Annotated in this window: 18 protein-coding genes and 1 other annotated feature; of the genes, 7 read left to right on the forward strand and 11 right to left on the reverse strand. The window is 42.2% G+C overall.

The genetic code is table 11. The annotated features are described in order from the left end of the window. Window positions 1-404 precede the first annotated feature (404 nt). The 4 genes from mbcS to ACCB35_RS17110 form a co-directional block, all read right to left on the reverse strand. Window positions 405-1,988, reverse strand: coding sequence for an acyl-CoA synthetase MbcS (gene mbcS, locus ACCB35_RS17095; RefSeq protein WP_374054629.1), 1,584 nt, complete (start codon window positions 1,986-1,988; stop codon window positions 405-407). 907 nt (window positions 1,989-2,895) lie between these two features. Then, window positions 2,896-3,099 (reverse strand): alpha/beta-type small acid-soluble spore protein, encoded by a 204-nt coding sequence (locus ACCB35_RS17100; RefSeq protein ID WP_044339433.1) that lies wholly within the window; start codon window positions 3,097-3,099, stop codon window positions 2,896-2,898. An 84-nt stretch (window positions 3,100-3,183) separates the two neighbouring features. Then, window positions 3,184-4,395, reverse strand: coding sequence for a tRNA uracil 4-sulfurtransferase ThiI (thiI, locus tag ACCB35_RS17105; protein WP_044339434.1), 1,212 nt, complete (start codon window positions 4,393-4,395; stop codon window positions 3,184-3,186). Next, entirely contained in the window at window positions 4,392-5,543 is a 1,152-nt protein-coding gene (locus ACCB35_RS17110; protein ID WP_374054630.1) for a cysteine desulfurase family protein, read from the reverse strand. Before ACCB35_RS17110 ends, thiI begins: the two co-directional genes overlap by 4 nt. A 340-nt stretch (window positions 5,544-5,883) precedes the next feature. Here ACCB35_RS17110 and brnQ point away from each other — a divergent pair, with 340 nt between their 5' ends. After that, window positions 5,884-7,224, forward strand: a complete 1,341-nt coding sequence (gene brnQ / locus ACCB35_RS17115) for a branched-chain amino acid transport system II carrier protein (RefSeq protein WP_374054631.1) — start codon at window positions 5,884-5,886, stop codon at window positions 7,222-7,224. Window positions 7,225-7,312: 88 nt separating this feature from the next. Here brnQ and ezrA read toward each other — a convergent pair whose 3' ends face one another. Next, window positions 7,313-9,007, reverse strand: a complete 1,695-nt coding sequence (ezrA, locus tag ACCB35_RS17120; RefSeq protein WP_374054632.1) for a septation ring formation regulator EzrA — start codon at window positions 9,005-9,007, stop codon at window positions 7,313-7,315. A 288-nt stretch (window positions 9,008-9,295) separates the two neighbouring features. Here ezrA and hisJ point away from each other — a divergent pair, with 288 nt between their 5' ends. Continuing rightward, complete coding sequence (gene hisJ, locus ACCB35_RS17125) at window positions 9,296-10,087, forward strand: histidinol-phosphatase HisJ (protein WP_374057057.1); 792 nt, start codon at window positions 9,296-9,298, stop codon at window positions 10,085-10,087. Between the two features lie 54 nt (window positions 10,088-10,141). Here the strand turns inward: hisJ and refZ are convergent, their stop codons facing one another. Then, complete coding sequence (refZ, locus tag ACCB35_RS17130) at window positions 10,142-10,795, reverse strand: forespore capture DNA-binding protein RefZ (protein ID WP_044339438.1); 654 nt, start codon at window positions 10,793-10,795, stop codon at window positions 10,142-10,144. Between the two features lie 284 nt (window positions 10,796-11,079). Between refZ and ACCB35_RS17135 the strand changes: the two genes are divergently transcribed. Next, window positions 11,080-11,565 carry a GAF domain-containing protein gene (locus tag ACCB35_RS17135; protein ID WP_374054633.1) on the forward strand — a complete coding sequence of 162 codons (486 nt, stop codon included), beginning with the start codon at window positions 11,080-11,082 and terminating at the stop codon, window positions 11,563-11,565. Between the two features lie 222 nt (window positions 11,566-11,787). Beyond that, the gene (locus ACCB35_RS17140; RefSeq protein ID WP_374054634.1) at window positions 11,788-12,429 is read left to right on the forward strand and encodes a phosphatase PAP2 family protein; all 642 of its coding nucleotides are present in this window, start codon (window positions 11,788-11,790) and stop codon (window positions 12,427-12,429) included. Between the two features lie 59 nt (window positions 12,430-12,488). Here the strand turns inward: ACCB35_RS17140 and megL are convergent, their stop codons facing one another. The 3 genes from megL to ACCB35_RS17155 form a co-directional block, all read right to left on the reverse strand. Continuing rightward, window positions 12,489-13,670: a methionine gamma-lyase gene (gene megL, locus ACCB35_RS17145; protein ID WP_374054635.1), complete on the reverse strand. Its 1,182-nt coding sequence runs from the start codon at window positions 13,668-13,670 to the stop codon at window positions 12,489-12,491. Window positions 13,671-13,841: 171 nt separating this feature from the next. Continuing rightward, window positions 13,842-15,653, reverse strand: coding sequence for a diguanylate cyclase domain-containing protein (locus ACCB35_RS17150; RefSeq protein WP_374054636.1), 1,812 nt, complete (start codon window positions 15,651-15,653; stop codon window positions 13,842-13,844). A gap of 61 nt (window positions 15,654-15,714) precedes the next feature. Beyond that, window positions 15,715-16,323: a hypothetical protein gene (locus tag ACCB35_RS17155; RefSeq protein ID WP_374054637.1), complete on the reverse strand. Its 609-nt coding sequence runs from the start codon at window positions 16,321-16,323 to the stop codon at window positions 15,715-15,717. A gap of 338 nt (window positions 16,324-16,661) precedes the next feature. Here ACCB35_RS17155 and rpsD point away from each other — a divergent pair, with 338 nt between their 5' ends. Beyond that, window positions 16,662-17,264, forward strand: a complete 603-nt coding sequence (rpsD, locus tag ACCB35_RS17160) for a 30S ribosomal protein S4 (protein WP_034765742.1) — start codon at window positions 16,662-16,664, stop codon at window positions 17,262-17,264. Between the two features lie 338 nt (window positions 17,265-17,602). On the opposite strand, the gene tyrS is transcribed toward rpsD, so the two are convergent. After that, window positions 17,603-18,865 carry a tyrosine--tRNA ligase gene (gene tyrS / locus ACCB35_RS17165; protein WP_374054638.1) on the reverse strand — a complete coding sequence of 421 codons (1,263 nt, stop codon included), beginning with the start codon at window positions 18,863-18,865 and terminating at the stop codon, window positions 17,603-17,605. A 73-nt stretch (window positions 18,866-18,938) separates the two neighbouring features. Continuing rightward, window positions 18,939-19,148, reverse strand: a binding site (T-box leader). Window positions 19,149-19,333: 185 nt separating this feature from the next. Here tyrS and ACCB35_RS17170 point away from each other — a divergent pair. Then, window positions 19,334-22,297 carry a transglycosylase domain-containing protein gene (locus ACCB35_RS17170; protein WP_374054639.1) on the forward strand — a complete coding sequence of 988 codons (2,964 nt, stop codon included), beginning with the start codon at window positions 19,334-19,336 and terminating at the stop codon, window positions 22,295-22,297. 307 nt (window positions 22,298-22,604) lie between these two features. Here ACCB35_RS17170 and acsA read toward each other — a convergent pair whose 3' ends face one another. After that, window positions 22,605-24,323 (reverse strand): acetate--CoA ligase, encoded by a 1,719-nt coding sequence (gene acsA / locus ACCB35_RS17175; RefSeq protein WP_374054640.1) that lies wholly within the window; start codon window positions 24,321-24,323, stop codon window positions 22,605-22,607. Window positions 24,324-24,576: 253 nt separating this feature from the next. On the opposite strand from acsA, the gene ACCB35_RS17180 reads away from it, so the two are divergent. Continuing rightward, a complete protein-coding gene (locus tag ACCB35_RS17180) occupies window positions 24,577-25,209 on the forward strand; it encodes a GNAT family N-acetyltransferase (protein ID WP_044339447.1) in 633 nt (210 codons plus the stop codon). Window positions 25,210-25,231 lie beyond the last annotated feature (22 nt).

Below are 25,231 nucleotides of genomic sequence, written 5' to 3' on the forward strand. Positions count from 1 at the left end.
GAGTCTGCGCAGTTCCCCTCACCATCTTTAATAGTTTTTTCGTGACAGAGCTTCAAGGTGTACCAGAAAACATAATAACTAGTAAAATAATTCTTCTTCCTTAAGACAATCAGTCTCTACTTACCTTATATGAGATCGTTTGCTAAAAAGCTTGTTTTAATTGTTTTCGATTAAGGATACATGCTCAGAAAGTTGATTCTCGCTGCAGGATGCTCGACTCCTGCGGGAATAGCTGGACAGATGAGACCCCGGAGGCGCAGCCGAGGAGGCTCACCGCCAGCCCCGCGGAAAGCGAGCTTCCTGGAGCGGAAATCAACTAGTACTTTCTTATCTACAATAGCAACAAACTTTACTGAAAGAGCCCTTCACAAAAATAGAGAGCCCTATAGGCTCCCTATCCCAGATTAGTTTTTAACTGAACTCATTTCTTTTTGTCTTAGCTCGATTCTTCTGATTTTGCCTGAAGTTGTTTTCGGCAATTCATTCACGAATTCAATCTTACGAGGATATTTGTAAGGTGCGGTTAAGTCTTTAACATGCTGCTGAAGGGCAGGAATCAATTCCGGATCCTGTTGATCCACATCACCACGCAGGACGACAAAGGCTTTCACGATCAGTCCCCTTACTTCATCGGGACTTCCTACAACGGCACATTCCTGGACGGATGGGTGCTTGACCAGTGCATCTTCCACTTCGAAAGGTCCAATGGTATAGCCGGAGCTGATGATGATATCGTCACCGCGGCCCTCAAACCAGAAGTAGCCGTCTTCATCCTTTTTCGCTTTATCACCCGTAATGTAGTAATCTCCTCTGAATTGCATCGCAGTCCTTTCAGGATCTTTATAATAATTTTTGAACAGTGCAGGTGTTTCTACATGAACCGCGATGTCTCCCACTTCACCGACTTCACATGGGTACCCTTCTTCGTTGATGATTTCGACCCTGTTCCCGGGAGTCGGTTTTCCCATGGAGCCCGGTTTCAGCTCCATGCCTTTCATGATGCCGACGAGGAGCGTATTTTCTGTTTGGCCATAGCCATCACGGACTTCAATATTGAAGTGTCTCTTGAAGGCATCGATGACTTCCCTGTTTAATGGTTCCCCTGCCGATACCGCACTATGTAATTGATCCAGTTTATAAGATCCGAGATTATCCACTTTTGCCATCAAGCGATATTCTGTCGGTGTGCAGCACAGAACATTTACCCGATTGTCCTGAAGCATTTGGAGATATTTATTGGGGTCGAATTTCCCTTGATAAACGAGTCCTGTAGCTCCAGACCCCAGTACAGATAGGAACGGACTCCAAATCCACTTTTGCCAACCCGGACCTGCCGTTGCCCAGACCGTATCTCCTTCTTCGATGCATAGCCATTCACGGGCAGCTGTCTTTAAGTGAGCATATGCCCAGCCATGAGTGTGTACTACTCCTTTAGGATTTCCTGTCGTACCTGACGTATAGGAAAGGAACGCCATATCGTCACGCTTTGTGTCAGCGAATGATAATTCTTCAGACGCTGTCTTCATTTCTTCTTCGATTGCAATCCAGCCGTCCTGCTTTTCTCCCACTACGAACTTCTTAAGGTCCTCCATTCCCCTTACGTTTTCAAACTGCTCAACAAATGGAGAATACGCCACGATTCCTTTTACATCCCCGTGATCGATACGATATTCCAGATCTTTTGTCCGCAGCATTTCCGAGCTTGGAATCACAACAAGGCCGGACTTAAGGGCTGCAAGATACACGGCGTACGCTTCAATTAAGCGTGGAACCATGACCAGGATGACATCCCCCTTTTCAAGGTTCGAACCGGAGAAAACGTTTCCAATTTTATTTACATTTTTTAATAATTGTGAGTATGTAATTTCTTCCTTTGTTCCTTCTTCGTTTTCCCACTTGATCGCAAGCTTTTCCTGATCACTTGCAAACTTCTCTACTTCCTCTACCAAATTGTACTTTTCCGGTGCGATCAATTCTTCCCTCTTCATTCTGACTCCCCCTTGTTTGTCGATACTACTTCTTCATTATACAAAAAAATTTAAATTTTTTAAATTGTTTGTTTATATTTCGTTTATAGTCAAATTGTGAGGATTTTCGACAAACGACTCATAAATCAGGGTATGATTTTCAACATCCAATCAAAAAAAACATCATCTTGAAAGAAAAAGGCCCTTTTCTTAAAGTTTTTAGCTCTCTTAAAGAAGAATGTAATTGTTGATTTCCGCAACAGGCTCTTCGTTTTTCGCGGGGCTGGAGATGCGCCTCCGGGGTCTCGTTCACCGGCTTTTAAAACTTAATGTATCTTTTGTATGAGTTGTAGGGCGAAACCTTAGACCGTTCTTTTTCGCTCCAGGCACAAAATTCCCCGGGGAGGAAGTCGAGCCTCCGCTGACTTTGTGGTCTCGACCTTTCCTCTATCTCCCCCAAGAGTCAAGTGCCTTCCGCTACAATCCACTCTGTGCTTCTATGTAGCAACGAAATATCTCGATAATTATCTTGCTTGGTTCCAAGTGCTGGAGAATATCCATCATAAATTTATTGATTTTTAACAGATTTGTTCGTGTTTATTATTTAATTTCGGTACATTTGATTTTAGCTATTTCCAGCGGTTGATTGGAGTGCAAGACGAAGACTCCTGCGGGAAAAGTAGCTTATGTGAGACCCCGCAGGCTTGCCGAGGAGGCTCACGGGCTACCCGCGGAAAGCGTAGTCTTGCACGGAAATCATTAGCGGTATTGAGAATACACTTCTATTGTTCATCTTTACATCGTGGTTTTTTAGTTTTATCCCATCCTCTTTCATCATAGTAAAAAACAACATTAGACTTTAACAGAGCCAAAAAGAAAAAATAAAAAGGAGCGAGAGAATCTCGCTCCTTGTAGCCATTGTATTTAATTATTTTGCGTATCCGCCACCGATTTGTTGTTCAGCCATTTGAACTAAACGTTTAGTGATTTCACCACCTACAGAACCGTTAGCGCGTGCTGTTGCATCTGGACCAAGTTGAACTCCGAATTCTGAAGCGATTTCGTATTTCATTTGGTCGATTGCTTGTTGAGCTCCTGGAGCTACTAATTGATTTGAACTTCTGTTTGCCATGTGTTTTCACCTCCTTGTGAATATAGATTGTGCGAAAACACATGGCTTCATGCAAAGAAAATAGTTGGTAAATAATCCTAAATTTTAGAGTAGTTCGTCAAATGCTTTTTCTGTATTCAAACCTGTCGATCCATCGATGGTGATGGTTTCTGTTTCGTCCACTGCGTCTTTAATCAGGGTGTCGAAATCAACGAAGCTTTCATAATACTCCACTTTTTCTTTTTTAGGTCTTGTTTTAGGTGCTGGAGGAGTGAAAATCGTACAGCAATCCTCGTAAGGAAGAATTGAAATGTCATGTGTATCGATTTTTTGAGCGATATCAATGATTTCTAACTTGTCCATAGCGATGAGTGGTCGCAACACCGGTGTGTTGGTGACATCATTGATGGCTTGCATGCTCTCTAAAGTCTGACTCGCCACTTGTCCGAGGCTTTCCCCGGTCACAAGTGCCAATCCTTCGTTCTTATGGCGAATCTGGTCTGCAATCCGGAGCATCATCCGTCGCGTTGAAGTCATGGTGTAATTTTCAGGAACCTGATCATGAATCGTTTGCTGAATTTTCGTGAACGGCACGATATGCAACTTCACCTTCCCGCTGAATGCAGACAGCTTCTTCGAGAGATCGACTACTTTTTGCTTGGCCCTTTCACTTGTAAATGGCGGGCTATGGAAATGAACGGCCTCCACCTCGACGCCTCTTTTCATCGTTAAATAACCTGCAACCGGACTATCGATCCCTCCTGAGAGCATCAGCATCGCTTTCCCGCTTGCCCCTACAGGCATCCCGGTTGAGCCTTGATAGATTTCAGAGGAGAGATAGACACCTTCTTTTCTCACTTCTACGTTTAATTTAATATCGGGATTTTTCACATCGACCTTTAAACCGTCCATATTGCGGAGGATGTAGGATCCCACTTCGTAATTCAATTCATTGGTGTCCATGGAAAACTTTTTATCCGCTCTGCGGGCAGATACCTTAAACGTTTTTCCAGGCTCGAAATTCTTCTGAACGAGCGCTAATCCTGCTTTGCTTATTTCCTCAATATCCTGGGCTACCTTTACAACCGGGCTGAATGATTGGATCCCGAATATCTTTTCCAATCTTGGGATAATCTCCTCTCCGTTCTCGTCACCTAACTGAATATGCAGTCGGTCGCGGCTTGCTGAAACCGAGATCGTCGGAAAATCCTTCAATGCTTCCAAGATGTTTTCCCGTAACTTAGCAGTAAATTGCTTTCTGTTCCTACCTTTGGTTGAAATCTCACCGTATCTTACTAGTATGCGATTATAATTCATCGTGATCTCCTCATTGTCTTTTGTAATAGAGCTATTTCCTTTGTTAATAACTGTATGAATTGCCGGCATTCTTCGATTGTATTGTGAAAAGATAAGCTGATTCGGATCGAGCTGTTCGCCAGATTCTCTGATACACCCATGGATAGAAGCGTTTGACTTGGCTTACTTTGCTTGGAGGAACAGGCACTTGTTGTCGACACATACACCTCATGCCGATCTAATGCATGAACGACCACTTCACCTTTGAAATCCTGTATAGAAAAGTTAAGGATGTGAGGGGCATGATGTGAGAGTGGTGTATGAACGGTCACACCTTCCATCCTTTCCAATTCTCTCCTTAAATACCTTTGGTTTTCTTCCATTAAAGGAAGCTTCTGTATACTTTCCGCCAGGTGCATTCTTAATGCTTTTGCAAATGATACGATTCCCCCTGTATTTTCCGTACCGCTTCTGAGATTACCTTCCTGCTCCCCGCCGGATATGATAGGCGAAAGCTCAAGTCCGTCCCTCACGAATAGCATTCCTGTTCCTTTGATCCCATGAATTTTATGAGAGGAAATGCTGCATAAATCAATGAGCTTCTCATTTAAAATAAGAGGGACCTTTCCGCACGCCTGAACGGCATCGACATGAAAAAGGATCTTTGGATAGTCCTTCAGCATCATCCCTATTTCCCGGATTGGCTGGACACTTCCGATTTCGTTGTTCACTTGCATGACAGATACAAGAATGGTGTCATCCTGAATCGCTTCTTTTACTTTTTCAGGCCGGATTCTGCCTTGATCATTAACATCAAGATACGTCACAGAATACCCGAGCCCCTCTAATTGCTTTACGGCATTCTGGACGGAAGGATGTTCTATTTTGGTCGTAATGATATGTTTCCCTCTGTGACCGTATTGCAAAGCCGTCCCTTTTATCGCCAGATTATTTGATTCTGTTCCGCCGGAAGTGAAATACACTTCTTTCTTTTTTATCTCTAATAAAGAAGCCACTTGTTCCCTGGACTGCTGTATTAATTTCTCTATTTGCCCTCCAAAAGAATGGATGGATGAAGGATTGGCATAATAACTTTCGTTCACTTTAATAAATGTATTCAGTACTTCCTTATATGGCTTGGTTGTAGCGCTATTATCTAAGTAAATCAAGATTCCACCCTCTTTTACTGTGGTGACCTGCGAAGCTAGCAGATATATTCAATCACTAATCTTACCATAAATCATCCCGAACCCAAATGATATTCATGATGCCGGGGAAGATATTATTGTAGTAATACTAATTCACTATGCTATTTCGATAATTTTTTGCAATTTCCAAAAATAATCATTGAAAAATGACAGAATTTTTGCGAGAATCATAAAGGAAATAACCACAAAAGTTATTTAAATATACTAAATTGTAAGATTATTTAGTTTTTCGACATTTTTCTACAATCTTATGATAAGATATTTTTTGCTTATGTTAACGATTACAAACGGAGGGGTATATATGAAAGAGAAAGCGCTATCATTTAGCCAAATCTTTACGATAGGATTAATGCTTTTTGCTCTTTTCCTCGGAGCAGGTAATATGATCTTCCCGCCATTTTTAGGGCAGCAAGCCGGAGAACATGTGTGGACAGGTATTATCGGCTTTCTCATAACTGGAGTGGGACTTCCTTTATTGGGCGTTATCGCCATCGCCAAATCTGGAGGAGATCTTCAGACACTTGCAAATCGAGTTCATCCTTTATATGGACTAGTATTTACGATTGTGATGTACTTGGCCATTGGACCATTTTTCGGGATTCCGAGAACCGGTACGGTTGCTTATGAAATCGGAGTGATTCCATTTTTACCTGGAGATGTTGCAAAATACGGAACTCCTTTATTCATTTATACGATCATCTTTTTTGGATTAACCGCATGGCTTGCGATGAACCCTTCAAAGCTCGTAGACAGAATCGGAAAGATTTTAACACCTTCCCTGATTGTGATCCTTACAATCTTAGTGGTCAAGAGTATCGTAACTCCTATGGGAGATTTCGGGGCACCGAACCCCGCTTATCAGGATGGACCTTTATTCAAAGGATTCATTGAAGGGTATCTGACAATGGATACTATCGCTGCTTTAGTGTTTGGGATTGTGGTGATCAATTCGATTAAAGACCGTGGTGTGACGAGTAAAGCAAACCTGACCCGCATTACGATCATTGCAGGGGTCATCGCTGCCATCGGTTTAGCACTTGTTTATTTATCTTTAAGTTACATTGGAGCTACAAGTACAGATTCCATCGGTACTCAAGCTAACGGTGGTGCCATTCTATCAGCGGCAGCGAGTCATTTATTCGGTTCTTTAGGAACAGTCATCCTGGGACTGGCGATCACGTTTGCATGCATCACTACATCAGTCGGACTCGTTTCTGCATGTTCACAATATTTCGCGAAGATTCTTCCTGTATCTTATCCGAAGCTAGTGATCATCATGTCTGCATTTAGTATGATTATTGCCAATATTGGGTTGACTCAGCTGATTGCGGTATCATTACCCGTACTCATCTTCATTTATCCATTGGCCATCGTATTAATCTTACTGTCATTCATGCACAATGGATTCAACGGCTATTCTCTCGTCTACGTGGGAGCCCTGATTCCAACAGGTTTAATCAGCTTAATTGATGGCATTAAAACCGCTGGAGTAGACGTGACAGCCATCAGTCAATCACTTGAATTTCTTCCTTTCTACACACAAGGGATCGGCTGGTTAGTACCGGCGATGGTCGGTGCAATCATCGGCTTCGTGATTGCCGCACTTGCAGGGCAGACGAAGCGCACGATTGAAGCCAGTTAAGACCAATCCCGGGGTTGGATGGTAAACATGAAAAAGGACTGATTTAGAATCAAGATTCTAAATCAGTCCTTTTAATTTGTGAGGATTATCATTTTCCCTCAAGATCCATCATTTTCTCTATTTTCTTAAGAGCACCCGGCTCTACTTTTTCAATCGTTGTTGCGGCTTCCTCTAATGCTTTTCGGTAATCATAATCACGGAAGGCTTCTTCGGCAGACTGAAGACCATCTCTGACTGAACTATACTTACTGCGATAGCGATTTCCGTATTGAATGATTTTCTCCGATAGAAGGACATTATCGATTAAATCTCCCGTCTTCGTATAGAAATGATCGACAGTGTCTTCAGCCCCCAGTAATGTTTCTTGTACAAACTTCATGTTTAAAGGCTTCTCCGTTAAACTGGCATTCACTTGCTCAATCTTCAGATGGACTTCATCAAGAAGATCTTTGTAATCTGCAGGCAGGCCTGGAACATTACTCTTTGAGATCATTCTGCTGGCTTCAGCCACCTTCTTCTTCAGCTCCTGAATTTTCTCACGGGTTGCCAGTTCATCCTTACGCAAGTTCTGTAAGTAGATGGTAAACTCACTTTGCTCCCGATTCAGTTCTTCCAGCCCATTTCTGATTTCCTTCAATTCATCACTTAAAGTGGAATAGGCTGTGCCATTCGATTCTTCTTTATTCATCAACATTTCGTGGCGCTTTGAAAGGTGAATGATTTTCTTTTCGATTTCGCTAGGTGTTCCAAGGTCTGCATCATGTAGATGGTAGCCTTGTTTCACTAAGCTTACTTCAGATTGGATGTCTTCATTATCTTCCTTGGCCTTGATCAATCCTTCAGTCGTCTGATCTTTATACTGTTGGACAAAGTGCTTGGCATGAACTTCTTTTTCCAGCAAGTCGTATAGGGTCTCGACTTTCACCTTGATTTCCTGGATACCTTCTTCTACTTCTTCTACATGAAGCTCTTCAAGATTTTTATTGAAATGGAGGAGGGTTTCCTTCAGGGATGAGACCTCTTTTCCAACTTCAATATGATCAAGCATGTATCCTTGGTCCTTCATCTCCACGTAACCAGCTTCAAGCTCCGATAACTGAGATGGTAAAACATTTTCACAATCGGTGATCAGCTTAGGGATCGTCTCCATTTTGTAGGAAACATCTTTCATTTCCTGTGCCAGGCTAAGCACGATTTCTCTCGCATCCAAATAATTCCCCTGCTCTGTCAATTCATTGAATCGGTTCATTTGTTCAGCGAGCTTATCCAAGGTATTCTCTATGTACTTAGCTGTTTGACCATATGTATGACGATACGCAAGTAACTGTTTTTTACTGTTTCTATATTCTTCCTGAAGGGATTGGATTTCTTCACGGTTCTTCTCTTCACTGCCAATTAATTCATTTAATTCTGATAGTATTTCCTTAATTTTCTCTTCAGTTTCCGTAAGAACCTTGTCGATCAAGGATAGTGTCTCTTTTGTTTTCGAAAAACGAAATTTATCGGTGTACTCTTCTGCATCGAATAGTAGTTCTTCAACATCAGGAAGCTGCACAGCAACAATCTCATCCCATCCCTGTCTCCAACCGTCGAACAATTCCTCTGTTTGCCCAGTCATATTCAATTGTTTCACTTTGGAGAGTTCATCTGAAACCGGCTTGTTCATAATTTCGATTTTCCAAGCTTCATAACGATCGATTTCAGCATAATATTTTTTTCTAGAGATAAAACCAATAAGGAATATGATTAAGATAAGTATTATTCCACCGATGACGTATTGCATCTTAAGCCCCCTGTTCAACTATTCAGTAGACATCTATATCAATTTGAATGTTTCATTGTTTCATTAATAAATTCTCATTGCTATAATGATACCATGTTAACGACAATTTTTGACTATTAATTTCTAATTTTTCAGTGATAAAAAGTCATTTTCAGTAATATCAAGGGGAAATTGACTTTTTTATATGTATTTTTGATATTACTTTTCATTGCATATGCGAAAGTGAAGGCGGCAATTTGATTTCACAGTGCTTTTTCATACTAAAAAACAAGGAAGTGAAGACTTTTGGTGAAAGTGGACGGACATATCCATACCCCTTTTTGTCCTCATGGCAGTGAGGATTCATTTGAAATGTATATTGAAAGAGCGATCTCCTTAAACTATTCTGCTATAACATTTACGGAGCATGCGCCACTTCCCCAGGGCTTTGAAGATACAACACCGGACAAGGATAGCGGAATGGATCCATCACATCTTTTAGAATATTTTCAAACTCTGGATATCCTTAAGGAGAAATATAAAGATAGAATCACGATCCGTTCAGGATTAGAGGTAGATTACATTGCTGGATTTGAAAAAGAAACAGCAGAATTTTTAAATGCTTACGGGCCTCGATTGGATGATAGCATTCTATCCGTCCATTTTTTACAGCACGAGGGAAGATGGGATTGTCTGGACTTCAGCCCTGAAGTATTCCAATCTATGATTGAGCATTACGGATCCGTCGATGCGATTTACGAACGCTATTATGATACGGTATTAAAGTCGATCAGAGCTGACTTGGGACCCTATAAGCCTAAGCGGATCGGTCATATGACCCTCGTAAAGAAATTTCAACAGCTCTATCCCGCTTCCCATACTTTTGCAGATAAAACTTCCATGATATTAAAAGAGATGGAATCGGGAAATCTGGAAATGGATTATAATGGCGCAGGCCTGGTTAAACCCTATTGTGGTGAGTCCTATCCGCCAACAGATATCATCCGACAAGCTCTTTCCTTAGGAATCAAAACCGTTTACGGGTCTGATGCCCATACAGCTGCCGGTATTGAACAAGGCAGGGCAGTGATGAAACTCTGAAAGACAAAGAACTCTTCTCCTAGACGAGAAGAGTTCTTTTTGAATTATACCTGCTTAGATAATAAGCTCTTTCTTCATGACTTCCTTTGCTTCAGAAACGAGTAGCAAATCAATCCATTGATCGATGTTCTTGTAGTATTGATCGATAAAATAATATTCCTGAGGAAACATTTGCCATACTTCCCTTAGTTGTTGGCTATTGAGGAACGGCATGGTCAGCATGGACTTAAGCTGAATCACCAAAAAGCTGACAGGCTGCTTCTTCAATGCATGATCCTTCATCCCTTGTTCAAATAACCGCTTCATATAATGTCGCTCTTTCATTAAATAGGAAGAAATGATTTCACGCACAACCTGCGAATCAATCGACACTTCCCTCCAGATAAATCTGGCTAATTGATGATTTTCACTTTGAAATTTCAAGATTTTGTACACTGCCCGTTTTAAGCATAAATCAGCACTTACATAGTTCAAGGCTTCCACTTCTTCCTGAAGAAAGCGCAGATACTGTTCAAAGAAATGAGTGAAGCACGCTTCCAACACTCCCTGCTTCCCTTTAAAGTAATAGGAGATGGTAGCAGGATTTACATTCGCTCTTTTTGCTATATCCCGGACTGAGGTCCCATCAAAACCATGATCATAAAACAAATACACGGCTGCTTGAAAAATAGCTTCTTTCGTCGGTATGGAGGTATCTAGTTTTTTCATATTTCCCCTTCTTTCAAATATGATAGGCTTATGAAAAAAACAGTGACGAGGATTCAATCTATTAAAAATCTTTTGATGAAAAAATCTTAATCATTGAAGGTTAGGATGAAATATGCTAAAAATGGTTCAATAGATGTTTCTATTATAGTTTGTTTACACAAAGAATTCGTGTTTTCATGTGGATTTCCTTTAAGTATTTCTCGACAGGATTTGTTACCTTGAGGGCTTAAGGGAACGAACAGACGTGAAATAGCGCATATTATGTAGAATTGGGGGAGTTGTTGGTGTTTAAAGTAGAAAAATATCAAGGTACAAAGGAACAGGGCTTTGGTCTTGTAACAAAACAACTGAAAGCTTTATTAGAAGGCGAACCAAATCAAATGGCGAATTTAAGCAATGCTTCTGCCCTTTTAAATCAATTTATGGACCGCATTAACTGGGTAGGCTTTTATTTATATGAAGAAGAAAGCAATCAATTGGTATTAGGACCATTCCAAGGACTGCCTGCATGCGTAAGGATTCCATTAGGAAGAGGCGTTTGCGGTACATCTGCAAGTGAACAAAAAACGCTTCGGATCGATGATGTCCACCAATTCCCGGGGCACATCGCATGTGATGCAGCCTCTCAATCTGAAATTGTCGTCCCTCTCGTGAAAGAAGGAAAACTGATCGGGGTACTGGATATTGATAGTCCGGAAAAAGCTAGATTTGACGAAGAGGATCAGAAGTACTTGGAGATTTTTGTGGAAGAACTTTTAAAACATCTTTAATACGGGATCAGAATTGGATAAGACCCTGCCGAATATGCATTTTCATATTCGGCAGGGTCTTTTTTGATCACAATGAAAGTTTGAAGTTGTCAAAACTGTAAATGGTAAAAAGTTTACGTTTTTCTATCGTACAAATAGGGAAGTTAGTAACGGAAATGAGAACTTTAAACTGGACCATTCCATACAATATCCAGAAGGAATTCCAGGTAAGAGGGGTGTCATATGAGCGATAAGAAAAAAGACTTACCCTATTTATTATGTTTGCTGGTGATGCCGGCATTAGGGTTGTTATACACACTATTGAATACGGATACCCGTGAAGCGGTCATCCTTTCTACAACACTAGATGAATGGATCCCATTCGTGCCTGTTTTCATTGTGCCCTATATTTTCTGGTACGCGTTTATTTTAGGGTACCTTTTTTACTTTTGGTATAAAGACGTCCATATCTTCATGAAAGCACTGAGCATTATTGTCATCGGTGAGTTGATTTGTTTCGTCATTTACTTTTTTTTCCAAACTACCGTACCTCGTCCGGAACTTACGGGAGACGGAATGTTTATCCAATTGGTAGGGATGATCTATAGTCATGACCGGCCGTATAATGCATTTCCAAGCATCCATGTTTTAACGACATTTTCAATCATTCTTGCCAATATCAACATTAAAAATAAACACTCGTTCCACTCTGTCTTTGTGCCGATAATGGGCTCGTTGATTATCGTCTCAACCCTTTTTGTTAAACAACATTATGTTCTCGACATGGTTGGCTCGATCTTTTTAACGGTGTTCATCTATGGCATTATTTTTGAGCTTTATGGAGTAAGTACAAAGAAATCAAATCAAGCCTATTTAAAAGAGTAAAAATCATCACCATACAAAACAGGAAGAAACCAGTCAACCTGGTTCCTTCCTGTTTTCCTTTATGCCTTATCCAACGCCTGCGATAAATCACTCCATATATCCTCCGACGCTTCCAATCCTACAGAAAGCCTTAGGAGTGTGTCACTGATCCCCATGCTTTTTCTTGACTCTTCGGGTACGACTGCATGAGTCATGGTCGCCGGATGCTGGATCAATGTTTCTGCATCCCCCAGACTGACGGCGATCTTGATCATTTCGAGATCATCCATGAACTTCTGGGCTTCTTCCTTAGAGCCTTTCAGCGTAAAGGAAATCATCCCGCCAGGTTTTTTCATTTGTTTCTTCATGACAGCGTGCTGAGGGTGATTTGCATGTCCAGGGTAAATAACCGTTTCGACAGCCGGATGCCCTGCTAATAAATCGGCAATTTTTTCAGCACTTTCACAGTGACGATCCATTCGCACGGCCAATGTTTTTAACCCGCGCAGCAATAACCATGCATCAAAGGGAGAAATGATTCCTCCAATATCCTTCTGAGTCGTCATCCGGATTTCAGCCATCTTCTCCTGTGATCCAATAACGAGTCCGGCGACCACATCTCCGTGACCGCCGATGTACTTTGTCGCGCTATGAATGACAATATCGCATCCCAGTTCCAATGGTCGTTGTAAATAAGGAGAGCAGAATGTATTATCTACCACTACAGGAATCCCTTTTTCACGGGCGACCTTCACCACAAGCTCAAGATCAATTAATTGCATCGTCGGATTGATCGGGGTTTCTACATAGATACAGCTCGTTTGTTCTGTGATTTTCCCTCGGATTTCTTCCTCTGAATCCATGGAAGAAAAATCATGCCCAATCGCAAATTTCTCTTGAAGCAGCTCAAGTAAACCGAACGTACAGCCATACACCCCTTGAGAGCATAGGATATGATCCCCTGATTTTGTTAACGAAAACAGCACCGCGCTCACTGCCGCCATACCGGAACCAAAGGCAAGGGCTGCCTCTCCCCCTTCCAGTGACGCCATCCTGTCTTCCAAAATCGATACCGTCGGATTTCCAAGTCTTGAATATATATAGCCTTCCTCTTCACCAGCAAATCGATTTTCCCCTTGTTTCGCATTTGCAAAGGTATAGGTAGAAGTTTGGTATAAAGGTGGCGCTAAACTATCAAAATGCTGAGATGATGCATACCCCTCATGAATCACCCTTGTTTCAAAACGCTTCTCTTCTTTCATACGTATTCCTCCCAGTAATCCCTTTAAGTCTAAGTAACTACTATTCTAGAATATGATAACCCCGTCAAAAAAGAAAGCGGTTACACTAAAGTGATAAAGAAAAATTGTCTGATTTCCCCCATAAAAGTAGAGGCCGGAAGAGACATGTCGATTCCGGCTTCTTGAAGAACATTATTCCATGATGATTCCATCACAATCTTTCACAACCTGGTTCTTACCATTATTCTTTGCATGATAGAGTGCTTCATCTGCTTTCTTTACTAATTCCTTCACAGACTTAGGGCATTGGTCGTCCCATCTTCTCCATGTGGATAATCCACAGGACAGGGTCACGGCAGGATCTGTTTTTATAGGAACCTGCTCGACGATGCGCTGAGCAATTCCCCATCCATCCTCATGATCAAGAGAAGGTAAATAGACCGCTAATTCTTCTCCACCCCACCTGGCAACAAATCCATCATGACTTACGATCCCTTTAATCAGGTTCGACACCCGGATGATTACTTCATCACCAATTTGATGACCGTAGTTATCATTGATCGCTTTAAAATCATCGATATCAATTAACAGCAAGGTACCCAATGAATCCTTACTCATGGAAGATTCCATCTCATCATCGAGATAATTCCGCGCGAATAGTTTGGTCATATGATCGGTAATGACCATATGTTCGAGCTTCTCACGAAGGATTGCATTGGTTATTGCAAGGGTCGAGTGATGAATGAAGGACTGAAGTAGCTTGTACATATCAAATGAAAACATGTAAGGTTCTTTATGTAACACTACGCAAAACCCTAACAGGGCTTCATTCTGGATCATGGGCACGGCCATGACCGATGGAAAGGCCGCCCCTCGATCAAATCGATCGCTCACATCTCCCATAAAGATTGCATCCCGTTCCTTCTCGATTCTCGCCTTTACATAGGAGATGTACTTTTCACCTTCTTCTTCAAAAAAAACAGAAGAGCTTTCTTCCAGGATTCTATATTCCCCGTTTTGATGTAGAACAAATCCGATGGCGGATGCTTGAAAGGAACGTTTAATTTGCTTCTTTAAAAACATAACCGTATCCGTCAAACGCAAATTCAGGTTTAATTGGTGGGAGGTTTCATTAATAAGCTGCAAATCGGTGATGAGCCTTTTGGATTGTTCGTAGAGCTTGGCATTTTCAAGGGCACTCCCGGCCGTATAGGCAAGCAGGCGAATGAACTCGATCTTCTGGTCCGTAAAGGTTGAATGGGATTTTGACCTCACCTCAAGCACCCCATAGATTCCCTGCTTTCCTTTTAAAGGCGCATACAGGACATTCTGTTCCCCGACTTCAATATTCCCATTGACAAATGCCTGCATGGCAGACTCATCGGCATGATCAAAGTCAAAGTTTTTAATGGGAAGTGTCCCGAATTCATATCGGTCGTTAGACAATAACAAGTGGAATTCATCGATTGGAAACACCTGCTTCAACGTTTCAATGATCTCCACGAGAAGCGTATGCACATCCCTGGTCGAGTGAAAGATCTCCGTTACTTTAAATAATTCCCTGTACCGTTTCTCATCTTCACGTACGGTCTGGATTCCACCTGTATGCTGTAAAAATTGATTGCTTGCTTCCCAAAAAGAATGGAGCCAGCTATCGTCTGCCTCCTCTTTACGTTCATCCCTCTTTACTAGAAGAATGGCTGAAGGACTGCCGTCTTTATTCGTAAAGTGAAAACGGATAGTGAAATCATTCTCTTCCTCCACCATAACAGGACGAAGAATGTATTCCTCCCTTGTTTCCGCAAGCGTGAGGGGAACATCCTCATTGTCACTGGGATGATATAAGAAATAGGTAGACTCGCTATAAAAATATAAAAATGCCCGATCAATATCAAGGCAGTCTTTAATGATCGTCAGCCACTTTTGCAGATGAGCAGAATGACCTGACTCGGCTGACAATTCTTCATATATTAAATCAAACAGCTTTGACTTATATTCAAGCAAAGAATTATGAATTATATACATTTTCTCACCCACACCTAAAAGGTTTGTGAAACTATTATCATCATTGACCCTGAGCCAGTACCAGATCTTCTCGAAATACAACGAGCCATAACGACTGATCGACGGATAAGGGATGGACTTCCACTGGTTCCGCTTTTCGATCAGACAAATCCAGTTCAATCGGGTCTTTGTTTCCCCTTAAGGAAATGCCGATCATCTGATCCTGTTCATCATATTCAAAGGGTTGTTGACTGGAAATGACCCGAGAAGGTGCATCCTTCTCCTCTTGCAAAACCTCTAAAGAATCCGAAAATAACACCCACTGTTTGTTATCTAATTGGACCCAGATCCCATTTTTCTCTTTAGTGATCCCTACCTTTTTCACGGTTTTCTTTAAAGACACACTATGTAATACCTTAAAATAATACTGATTGCTTCTATCAAGTTCATATATAATAAGGACAGGCTGATCTTGAACCATCTTCGCAACTGCAATGACGGGATTCCGTTCTCCGTTTCCTGCAGATAATACTTCCGCATGGATCGATTGTTCAGGCACATCCGCTTGTTCAGAGGAGGTAGAGGAATAAACAAACCCTCCTAAAACAATCAATAAGCAAAGGCCGATCAATACAAGTCGAAGGGTTTTTTCTCTAATTGATTCTTTCAATGGTACTCACCTATTTAACATATTTTCCAAGTTTTATTATATCACAAGAAATGACTTATGGACTATTTTGTTTAGCCCATCACCTTTGCATAAATCTATGAATACTAAAATACTTCCTTGACTTCTATTCTCTCGCGTCATATAATATTCTTTGTGTAAAATAATGCAGCTTCAGTGAAGTCCTTTATGATCGTATTTTGTTCCTCTACATCTTGAGGTGTATCTTGTAACCCTCTGCTGCTAGGGCGAAGGTACATGAAAACAAAATACACATAATTGTTTATTCACAGGTGTTTTTATTTTACAACAAAATAAAAACAATAAAGGAGGAGTCATTCATGGCTCGATATACTGGCCCAAGCTGGAAATTATCTCGTCGTCTTGGAATCTCTCTAAGCGGTACGGGTAAAGAATTAGAAAAGCGTCCTTACGCTCCTGGACAACATGGTCCAAACCAACGTAAAAAAATCTCTGAGTACGGTTTACAACTTCAAGAGAAGCAAAAACTTCGTCACATGTACGGAGTAACTGAGCGTCAATTCCGTAACCTATTTGACCAAGCTGGCAAATTACAAGGTAAGCACGGTGAAAACTTCATGGCGCTACTTGAGTGCCGCCTGGATAACGTTGTTTATCGTCTAGGTCTTGCTCGTACTCGCCGTCAAGCACGTCAACTTGTTAACCACGGTCACGTAACAGTGAACGGATCTCGCGTAGACATCCCTTCATTCCGCGTTCTTCCTGGTCAAACAATTTCAGTTCGTGAAAAATCACGCAACCTTGACATCATCAAAGAAGCGATGGAAGTGAACAGCTTTGTTCCTGAATTCCTAACTTTCGATGCTGACAAATTAGAAGGTACTTTCACACGCGTTCCTGAGCGTTCTGAATTACCAGCTGAAATTAACGAAGCTCTTATCGTTGAGTTCTACTCTCGTTAATCTTTGTGAGAAAAACACTGTCCATTTTTTGGGCAGTGTTTTTTTTGATTTCTTTAATAGATTAAGTCATTGTCTGAACATTTATTAGTAAAATTTGTAGAGTTCACGATATTTTACGTATGTGATGGAATTATGAGAAGCGTTTCTTATGAAGTATTTGAGATATATTTTCAAAAATGGACCGTTTATTTTCAATTTCCAAGATATATTTTCAAAATGGCACTTTTATTTTCAATTAATACGATATATTTTCAAATCCCCCTTCCGCACATAAAAAAGCACGGTACCCGCTCCACAAAAGAGTAACGGATACCGCACTGTCAGATTCGATAATAGTATTATACGTACTGAATTCTAAAATATTTCTTCTTTCCGCGGCGAATGATGGTAAATTGTCCTTCAATCATATCTTTCTCATCCATCACATGCTGAAGATCTGTTACACGTTCCCCGTTAATGTAAATCGCTCCATTCCCGACATCTTCACGGGCTTGTCGCTTAGATGGTGAGATTTTTGCATTTACGAGAAGATCGATCAATCCAATGGTATCTCCTTTAGGCTGTTCGAAGGAAGGGACATCTTTGAATCCTTCCAGAATTTCAGAAGCCGATAATGTCTTAATTTCACCACTGAATAATGCTTGTGTGATGCGGATGGCTTGATCAAGTGCTTCTTCGCCATGAATCAATTTTGTCATTTCTTCAGCCAGCGCCTTTTGCGCCTTGCGAAGGTGAGGCTCCGTTTCAACGGACCCAGCCAATGCATCGATTTCTTCGTGTGAAAGGAATGTAAAGTATTTCAGGTATTTCACGACATCTGCATCAGCCGCATTGATCCAGAACTGGTAGAACTCGTAAGGAGATGTCTTCTTCGGATCCAACCAAATGGCTCCACTTTCGGTTTTACCAAATTTAGTTCCGTCTGCCTTTGTCACGAGTGGAATCGTGAAACCAAACGCTTTCGTTTCTTCCTCATGAGTACGTCTGATCAATTCAAGGCCGGTCGTGATATTTCCCCACTGGTCACTGCCGCCGATTTGAAGCTTACAATTGTAGTTGTCGTATAGATGATTGAAGTCCAGTGCTTGAAGAATGGTATACGTAAATTCAGTGAACGAAATACCTGATTCCAGGCGAGATGAAATCGTATCTTTTGCCAGCATGTAATTTACGCCCACATGCTTACCGAAATCACGAAGGAATGTTACAACATCCATTGCTCCGATCCAGTCATAGTTATTCACCATTACTGCACCATTTTCCCCTTCGAAATCAAAGATGCTCTCCAGCTGTACTTTAATGCTCGCCACATTCCCCTGAATCGCTTCAATTGTCTGCAGTTTACGCTCTTCATTTTTACCACTCGGGTCTCCGATCAATCCGGTTGCCCCTCCCACTAGCACAAGTGGACGATGCCCTTGATTCTGGAAGCGTCTCAATGTTAAAAATGGGAGCAGATGCCCGATATGCATACTGTCTGCTGTCGGATCGATCCCGCAGTAAATCGAAATGCTTTCTTTATTCAACAGGTCCTTCAACCCTTCAGCGTCCGTTTGCTGATACGTTATTCCACGCCATTCCAAATCTTTTATCAAATCCATGTTTTTTCCTCCTTTTTTTGTAAAACACACACGGCAATACCCAAAAAAGACAACAAAAAAGTCCCTGCATATATGCAGGGACGCTGTCGCGCGGTACCACCCAATTTAAGGAATTATATCCTTCACTCATTAAAGATAACGGCTTTAACCGTTTGCTGCTACTAAAGGTTCACAGCAAAAGCTCCAGGATGTAATTCATCGGCCATTTGTGTCAGTTTACAGCAACCACTGACTCTCTAATTAACAGGGAAGGCAGACTACTTATTCCTCTCATTGCGATCACAAATCATTTTTGTAAGTAAATCCGACTTTATGCCGGATCTTCATTCATTTAGCTATATAAGGTTTTTACCACATTCTAAAATATTAGTCAACTAAACACATGATAAAAGACCATTTTATGTGACTTTTTCCGACAGCTCTCCTGTAAATATGCTATAATGGGAATGTTCTGGGGGGAATGCTTATATGAAGGAAAAATGGAACAAATTACTCGAAAAATTAGACCCTGCAATCAGGTTCTTTTCAAATACTGGAGTTCAAAAACGAGCTAGAATTACATACGGAGTATTTTGGAATCTGTCCCTGATACTTGTCGTTCTATTTGTATTAGGTTTTGCATTTGCAGGAGGAGTCGGAGCGGGTTATTTCGCTTCTCTCGTGAAGGAAGAACCGATTCGTCCTTATGACCAAATGAAAAAGGACATTTACAACTATGAAGAAACATCTCAGCTTTACTTCGCAGATAACGTCTATCTCGGAAAACTGCGGACTGATCTTGAGCGCGAAGAAGTAAAGCTTATAGATGTCTCCGAAGACCTGCGAAATGCTGTAATTGCAACGGAAGATGAATACTTCAAAGATCACAACGGTGTCGTACCTAAAGCAATCATGCGTGCCGTACTTCAGGAATTCACCAATTCCTCTACCCAATCAGGTGGAAGTACACTCACTCAACAGCTGATCAAAAACCAAATTCTGACGAATGAAGTATCCTTTGAACGAAAAGCCAAGGAAATTCTCCTCGCCCTTCGCTTGGAACGTTTCTTTGAAAAGGACGAAATCCTTGAAGCGTACCTGAATGTAGCTACACTTGGACGTAATTCCTCCGGCCGGAATATCGCCGGTGTCCAATCGGCTGCCCAAGGGATATTCGGAGTGGACGCCAAGGACTTAACCCTGCCTCAATCCGCGTTCATTGCAGGACTTCCACAAGCTCCTTTCTCTTACACTCCATTTACGAATAACGGAGAATTGAAAGAGAATCTGGAAGCTGGAATGAGCCGCAAAAACACTGTACTCTACAGAATGCACCGGGAAGGTTACATTACGAAGAAAGAGTACAATGATGCTGTTGCTTACGACCTATCGAAAGATTTCATCAAGCCTAAACCATCACCGAGCGAACAATATCCATGGCTGACAGCTGAACTGGAAAGCAGAGCAGTGGATATCATGACGGATGTACTGGCTGAGAAAGACGGATATTCAAAACAAGATCTTGAAAACAATGATGAACTTGAAGAGAAATACCGAACGCTCGCTGACCGTAACGTACGTCAAAGCGGTTACGAAATTCACTCAACCATCAATAAAAAAATCTATGATCAAATGCAGAAAACCAAAGATGCTTACGAAATGTATGGTCCTTCTAAATTTGTACCGGCAACGGATCCTGAGACAGGAGAAGAAGTGGAAGTGCAGGAGCCGGTTCAGGTCGGGGCGATCATGATCGAGAACAAAACCGGTCGCATCATCAGTTTCATCGGGGGCCGTGATTTCAAAACGGAACAAATCAATCATGCCACCCAGTCACTGAGATCGAACGGTTCCACCATGAAGCCATTACTTGCTTATGCCCCGGCACTGGAATACGGATATATTTCACCTGGATCCCCTATTCCTGACGTAGGTGTGAACATCAATGGATGGCAGCCTGAAAACTACTCTCTTAATGAACGGGGACTTTTCCCTGCGAGATATGCACTGGCAGAATCATTGAACCTACCTGTTGTAAGGACGTATGCCAATATCTATAACCGGAATCCCTTTAAAGAGTTCCTTCTGAAAATGGGCTTTTCATCACTAAACAGCCGCTACGACAATAATCTGTCCCTTGCATTGGGGGCCACGACAAGTGGTGTAACAGTGGAAGAAAACGTGAATGCCTACACTACCTTTGCAAACGGCGGAAAATTCATTGATGCCTATATGATTGATAAAATTGTCGATCAAGAAGGGAATGTGGTTTACGAGCATAAAGTAGAACCGGTGGATGTATTTAGTCCGCAGACTGCTTACCTCACCATCGATATGATGAGAGATACCCTTGATCACTCTCTGGGTACGGGACGTTATGCGAAGAAGTTCCTGAACTTTGGTTCAGATTGGGCCGGGAAATCCGGAACGAGTCAGGACTACAAGGATCACTGGTTTGTCGCATCCAATCCGAGCATCACATTCGGAACCTGGTTCGGATATGACACGCCTTCTTCATTAAATACACCGGGGTCCCGGGCACAGTATGGACATTATGGATTACGTAATATCCGCTTATGGTCATATTTATTGAATGATACGAGGGACCTGGCTCCTAAGCTGATTGATCCCGATGCTTCGTTTACAGCACCGGAGGGCATCGTAAGAAGATCCTTCTGCTCGATCTCAGGATTACTGCCATCAGAAGCCTGCAGTCAAGCCGGCTTAGTGAAAAGTGATTTATTTAACGCTAAGTACGTACCAACCAAAACAGACGACAGCTTACTCATGAGCCGTTATGTGATGGTAAACGGCAAAAAGTATTTAGCACTGCCTAGTACGCCTGCAGAATTTTCACAACCGGGAGTGATCTTGAATCCTGACTTTGTGAAGAATGTATTTGGTTCTGTACCTGGAGATCCAAATAAACTTATTCCAGAAGGTGACAATCGATTTAAAAATGTTCTGATCGCAGAAAATAAAATTTCTGACGACGGATCAGCTCCTGGTACGGTAAAAGCAAGTGCGAATGGAAATACCATCACTTGGACGTCGTCCGCAAGCAGTGATGTCGTCGGATATCGTGTATATAGTAAATCCGGCGGAAAGGTCGGGAGTATCAAGTCTGGCGGGAGTTATTCAGTATCCGTCGGAAATGGTGATTTCTTTGTGGTTGCCGTTGACGTAGCAGGAAGACAATCTGCCCCTTCCAACACTGTACAAATTGGAAGACCGGAGCCTGAGCCAAAGCCTGAAAAACCGGCTACGGACCCGAAACCGCCTGGTGATAAACCAGCCGACCCCCCTCCTAAACCAGACAAGCCTGAGCCACCACCGCCACCTCCATCTGATGATGGCGGCGGTGATGGCGGAGGCGGTGACGGCGGAGGCGGTGACGATGGCGGAGGAACCGAACCACCGGCTGAACCGGAACCACCTGCTGAGGAGAACTAGATAACAAGTTGGAAAACGAGCGAAAAGTGTTTACCTTTCGCTCGTTTTTTTGTTTTGGGTTAGGGGGATGGAATATTGACTGGGACTGGCCTTTGATGTTTCATGCCACTTTGGACGTTTGTCTGCCATATACTTATTTTATCTGCCGTTTTTTCAATTTACCTGCCAAATCCTATTTTTATCTGCCATTTTTTATAATCCGACAAACTTCGCACCCCCCCATCCCTTACCTCCCCAATCATCAACCTCAACCAAAACAGTAACCACAAAAGAACCCCCGCTCAACGAGCGGGGGTTCTTCCATCTATTAATCTTCCATTGTACTTAAATCACCCGTAGGGAGGTCTAACTCCCATGCCTTCAACACGCGACGCATGATTTTTCCGCTTCGGGTCTTTGGCAGTTTGTCACGGAATTCTATTTCTCTCGGAGCCGCATGGGCAGCCAATCCTTTTTTCACGAATTGACGAATCTCTTCTTTCAGATCATCCGTCACTTCATATCCGTCGCGAAGAGCGATGAACGCTTTGATGATTTCGCCACGGACCGGATCCGGCTTTCCAATGACACCCGCTTCTGCAACCGCAGGATGTTCTACAAGCTTGCTTTCAACCTCGAAAGGTCCAACTCGTTCTCCAGACGTCATGATGACATCATCGATTCGGCCCTGGAACCAGAAGTATCCGTCCTCATCCATATAAGCTGAATCTCCTGAAACATACCAGTCACCAGGCATAAAGTATGATTCATACTTCTGGGGATTATTCCAGATCTGGTTCATCATGGATGGCCAGCCTTTTTTGATCGCCAAGTTCCCCATACGGTAAGGAGGCACTTCGTTTCCTTGATCATCCACAATCGCTGCTTTCACTCCCGGGAATGGTTTACCCATGGAGCCGGGTTTGATTTCCATGCTTGGATAGTTACAAATCAGTTGTCCGCCTGTTTCCGTCATCCACCAAGTATCATGGATGCGCAGGTTGAATACTTTCATCCCCCAACGGACAACCTCAGGATTCAAGGGCTCTCCTACGCTCAGGATATGGCGAAGCGAGCCTAAGTCGAACTGCTTTACGACTTCATCCCCGGCACCCATCAACATTCTGAAGGCCGTTGGGGCACTGTACCAAACAGTCACTCCATAATCCTCGATCGTTTTATACCAGTTTTCCGGCTTGAAGCGTCCCCCTACAATGACGTTCGAAGCACCTGTCAGCCATGGACCGAAGATCCCATACGAAGTCCCTGTGACCCAGCCTGGATCCGCTGTGCACCAGTACACGTCCTCTTCCTGCAAATCAAGCACCCATTTGGACGTTTGATAATGCTGGATCATAGCGTTATGAACATGCAGGACCCCTTTTGGCTTTCCAGTGGAACCCGACGTATAGTGAAGGATCAACCCATCATTCCGGTCTACCCACTCTACCGCCAGTTTATCACTCGCTTCAGCAAATTTAGTCATGAAGTCAATATGGACATCGTCCTCCTCTACATCCTCTCCGACTAAGAACACATGCTTTAAGTTTGGAAGTTCACTTACCGGGACCCTCTTTAAAAGTTCAGGAGTCGTGATCAGCACCTTTGCTTCACTATCCTCTAAACGATCACGGACAGCTCCCTCCATGAATGCCTCAAACAGAGGACCTACGATGGCACCCAGTTTGATCGCACCTAATACGGAGAAATACAATTCCGGTGATCTAGGCATGAAGATGAAGACACGATCCCCTTTTTCAACATCCCCAAAACGCTTCAATACATTTCCAGCTTTGTTCGACATCTTCTTCATTTCAGAGTACGTATATTTTTCATCACGTTCTGCATCTCGGTAATAAAGAGCGACTTTATTTTTCCTGAAAGATACTGCATGTCGGTCAATCGCTTCATGTGCCAGATTGACGCGACCTGTTTCCGCCCATGAAAATTCTTTTTCGACATCTTTCCAATCGAATGATTGGTACGTATTTTCATAGCTTTCAAGATTATAGTTTCCCTTCGTCACTGGTAGCGCTTCCACTTTCATATACCGCATCCCCCTTATGTAAGAAATTACAATCTTATTATAGTATAAATTTAATATTTTCTCAATTTTTTAAAAAATCTGCCACAATGTACCCATTGCTGTATTTATTATAAAAACTCTTCAAACCCTAGTCCTGGATAGGTATTGCAGAATAACTTCCCTGCTGCAAAGGTCTGAAAATTTTGTGAAAGCGCTATACATTTTTTAATTTCATGTATAATGTACTTGAGGAATATCTTTAGGTGGTGTCCAGATGAAATTGAAAAAAACCTATAATGCAACAGAATTAAAGACAACAAAAGGGAATCTCATCATTGAAGGTCCGATTTCCGCTGAGGAATTGGCCCGGCTTGATTTTCACGAAGACTTGGTCGCTTTCAGACCTCCCGCTCAACAGCATAAAGCCCTTGTTGAGATTGCCAGTTTACCAGAAGGACGAATCCTGATTGCAAGAGACAATCATACGATCGTTGGATATGTTACATATTTATATCCTGACCCCCTTGAACGCTGGTCCCAAGGGAAAATGGATAATCTTATCGAGCTTGGGGCAATCGAGGTCATCCCTAAATTCCGGGGGGCTTCAGTCGGGAAACACCTTTTAAGAGTTTCCATGATGGATGATCATATGGAAGATTTCATTGTGATTACGACTGAATACTATTGGCATTGGGACCTTAAAGGAACGGGCTTGAACGTATGGGAATATCGTAAGGTGATGGAAAAGATGATGAACGCCGGCGGTTTGGAATATTACGCAACTGATGACCCTGAAATCAGCTCCCATCCAGCCAATTGTTTAATGGCGAGAATCGGTAAAAGAGTGGATTCAGATTCCATCCAACGATTTGATCAACTGAGATTTATGAATCGTTTTATGTATTAATGGAGTTCTGACAAGTTTTCTA

The sequence above is a fragment of the Rossellomorea sp. FM04394 genome (assembly GCF_041889765.1).
In the GTDB taxonomy this organism is placed as follows: Bacteria; Bacillota; Bacilli; order Bacillales; family Bacillaceae_B; genus Rossellomorea; species Rossellomorea aquimaris_B.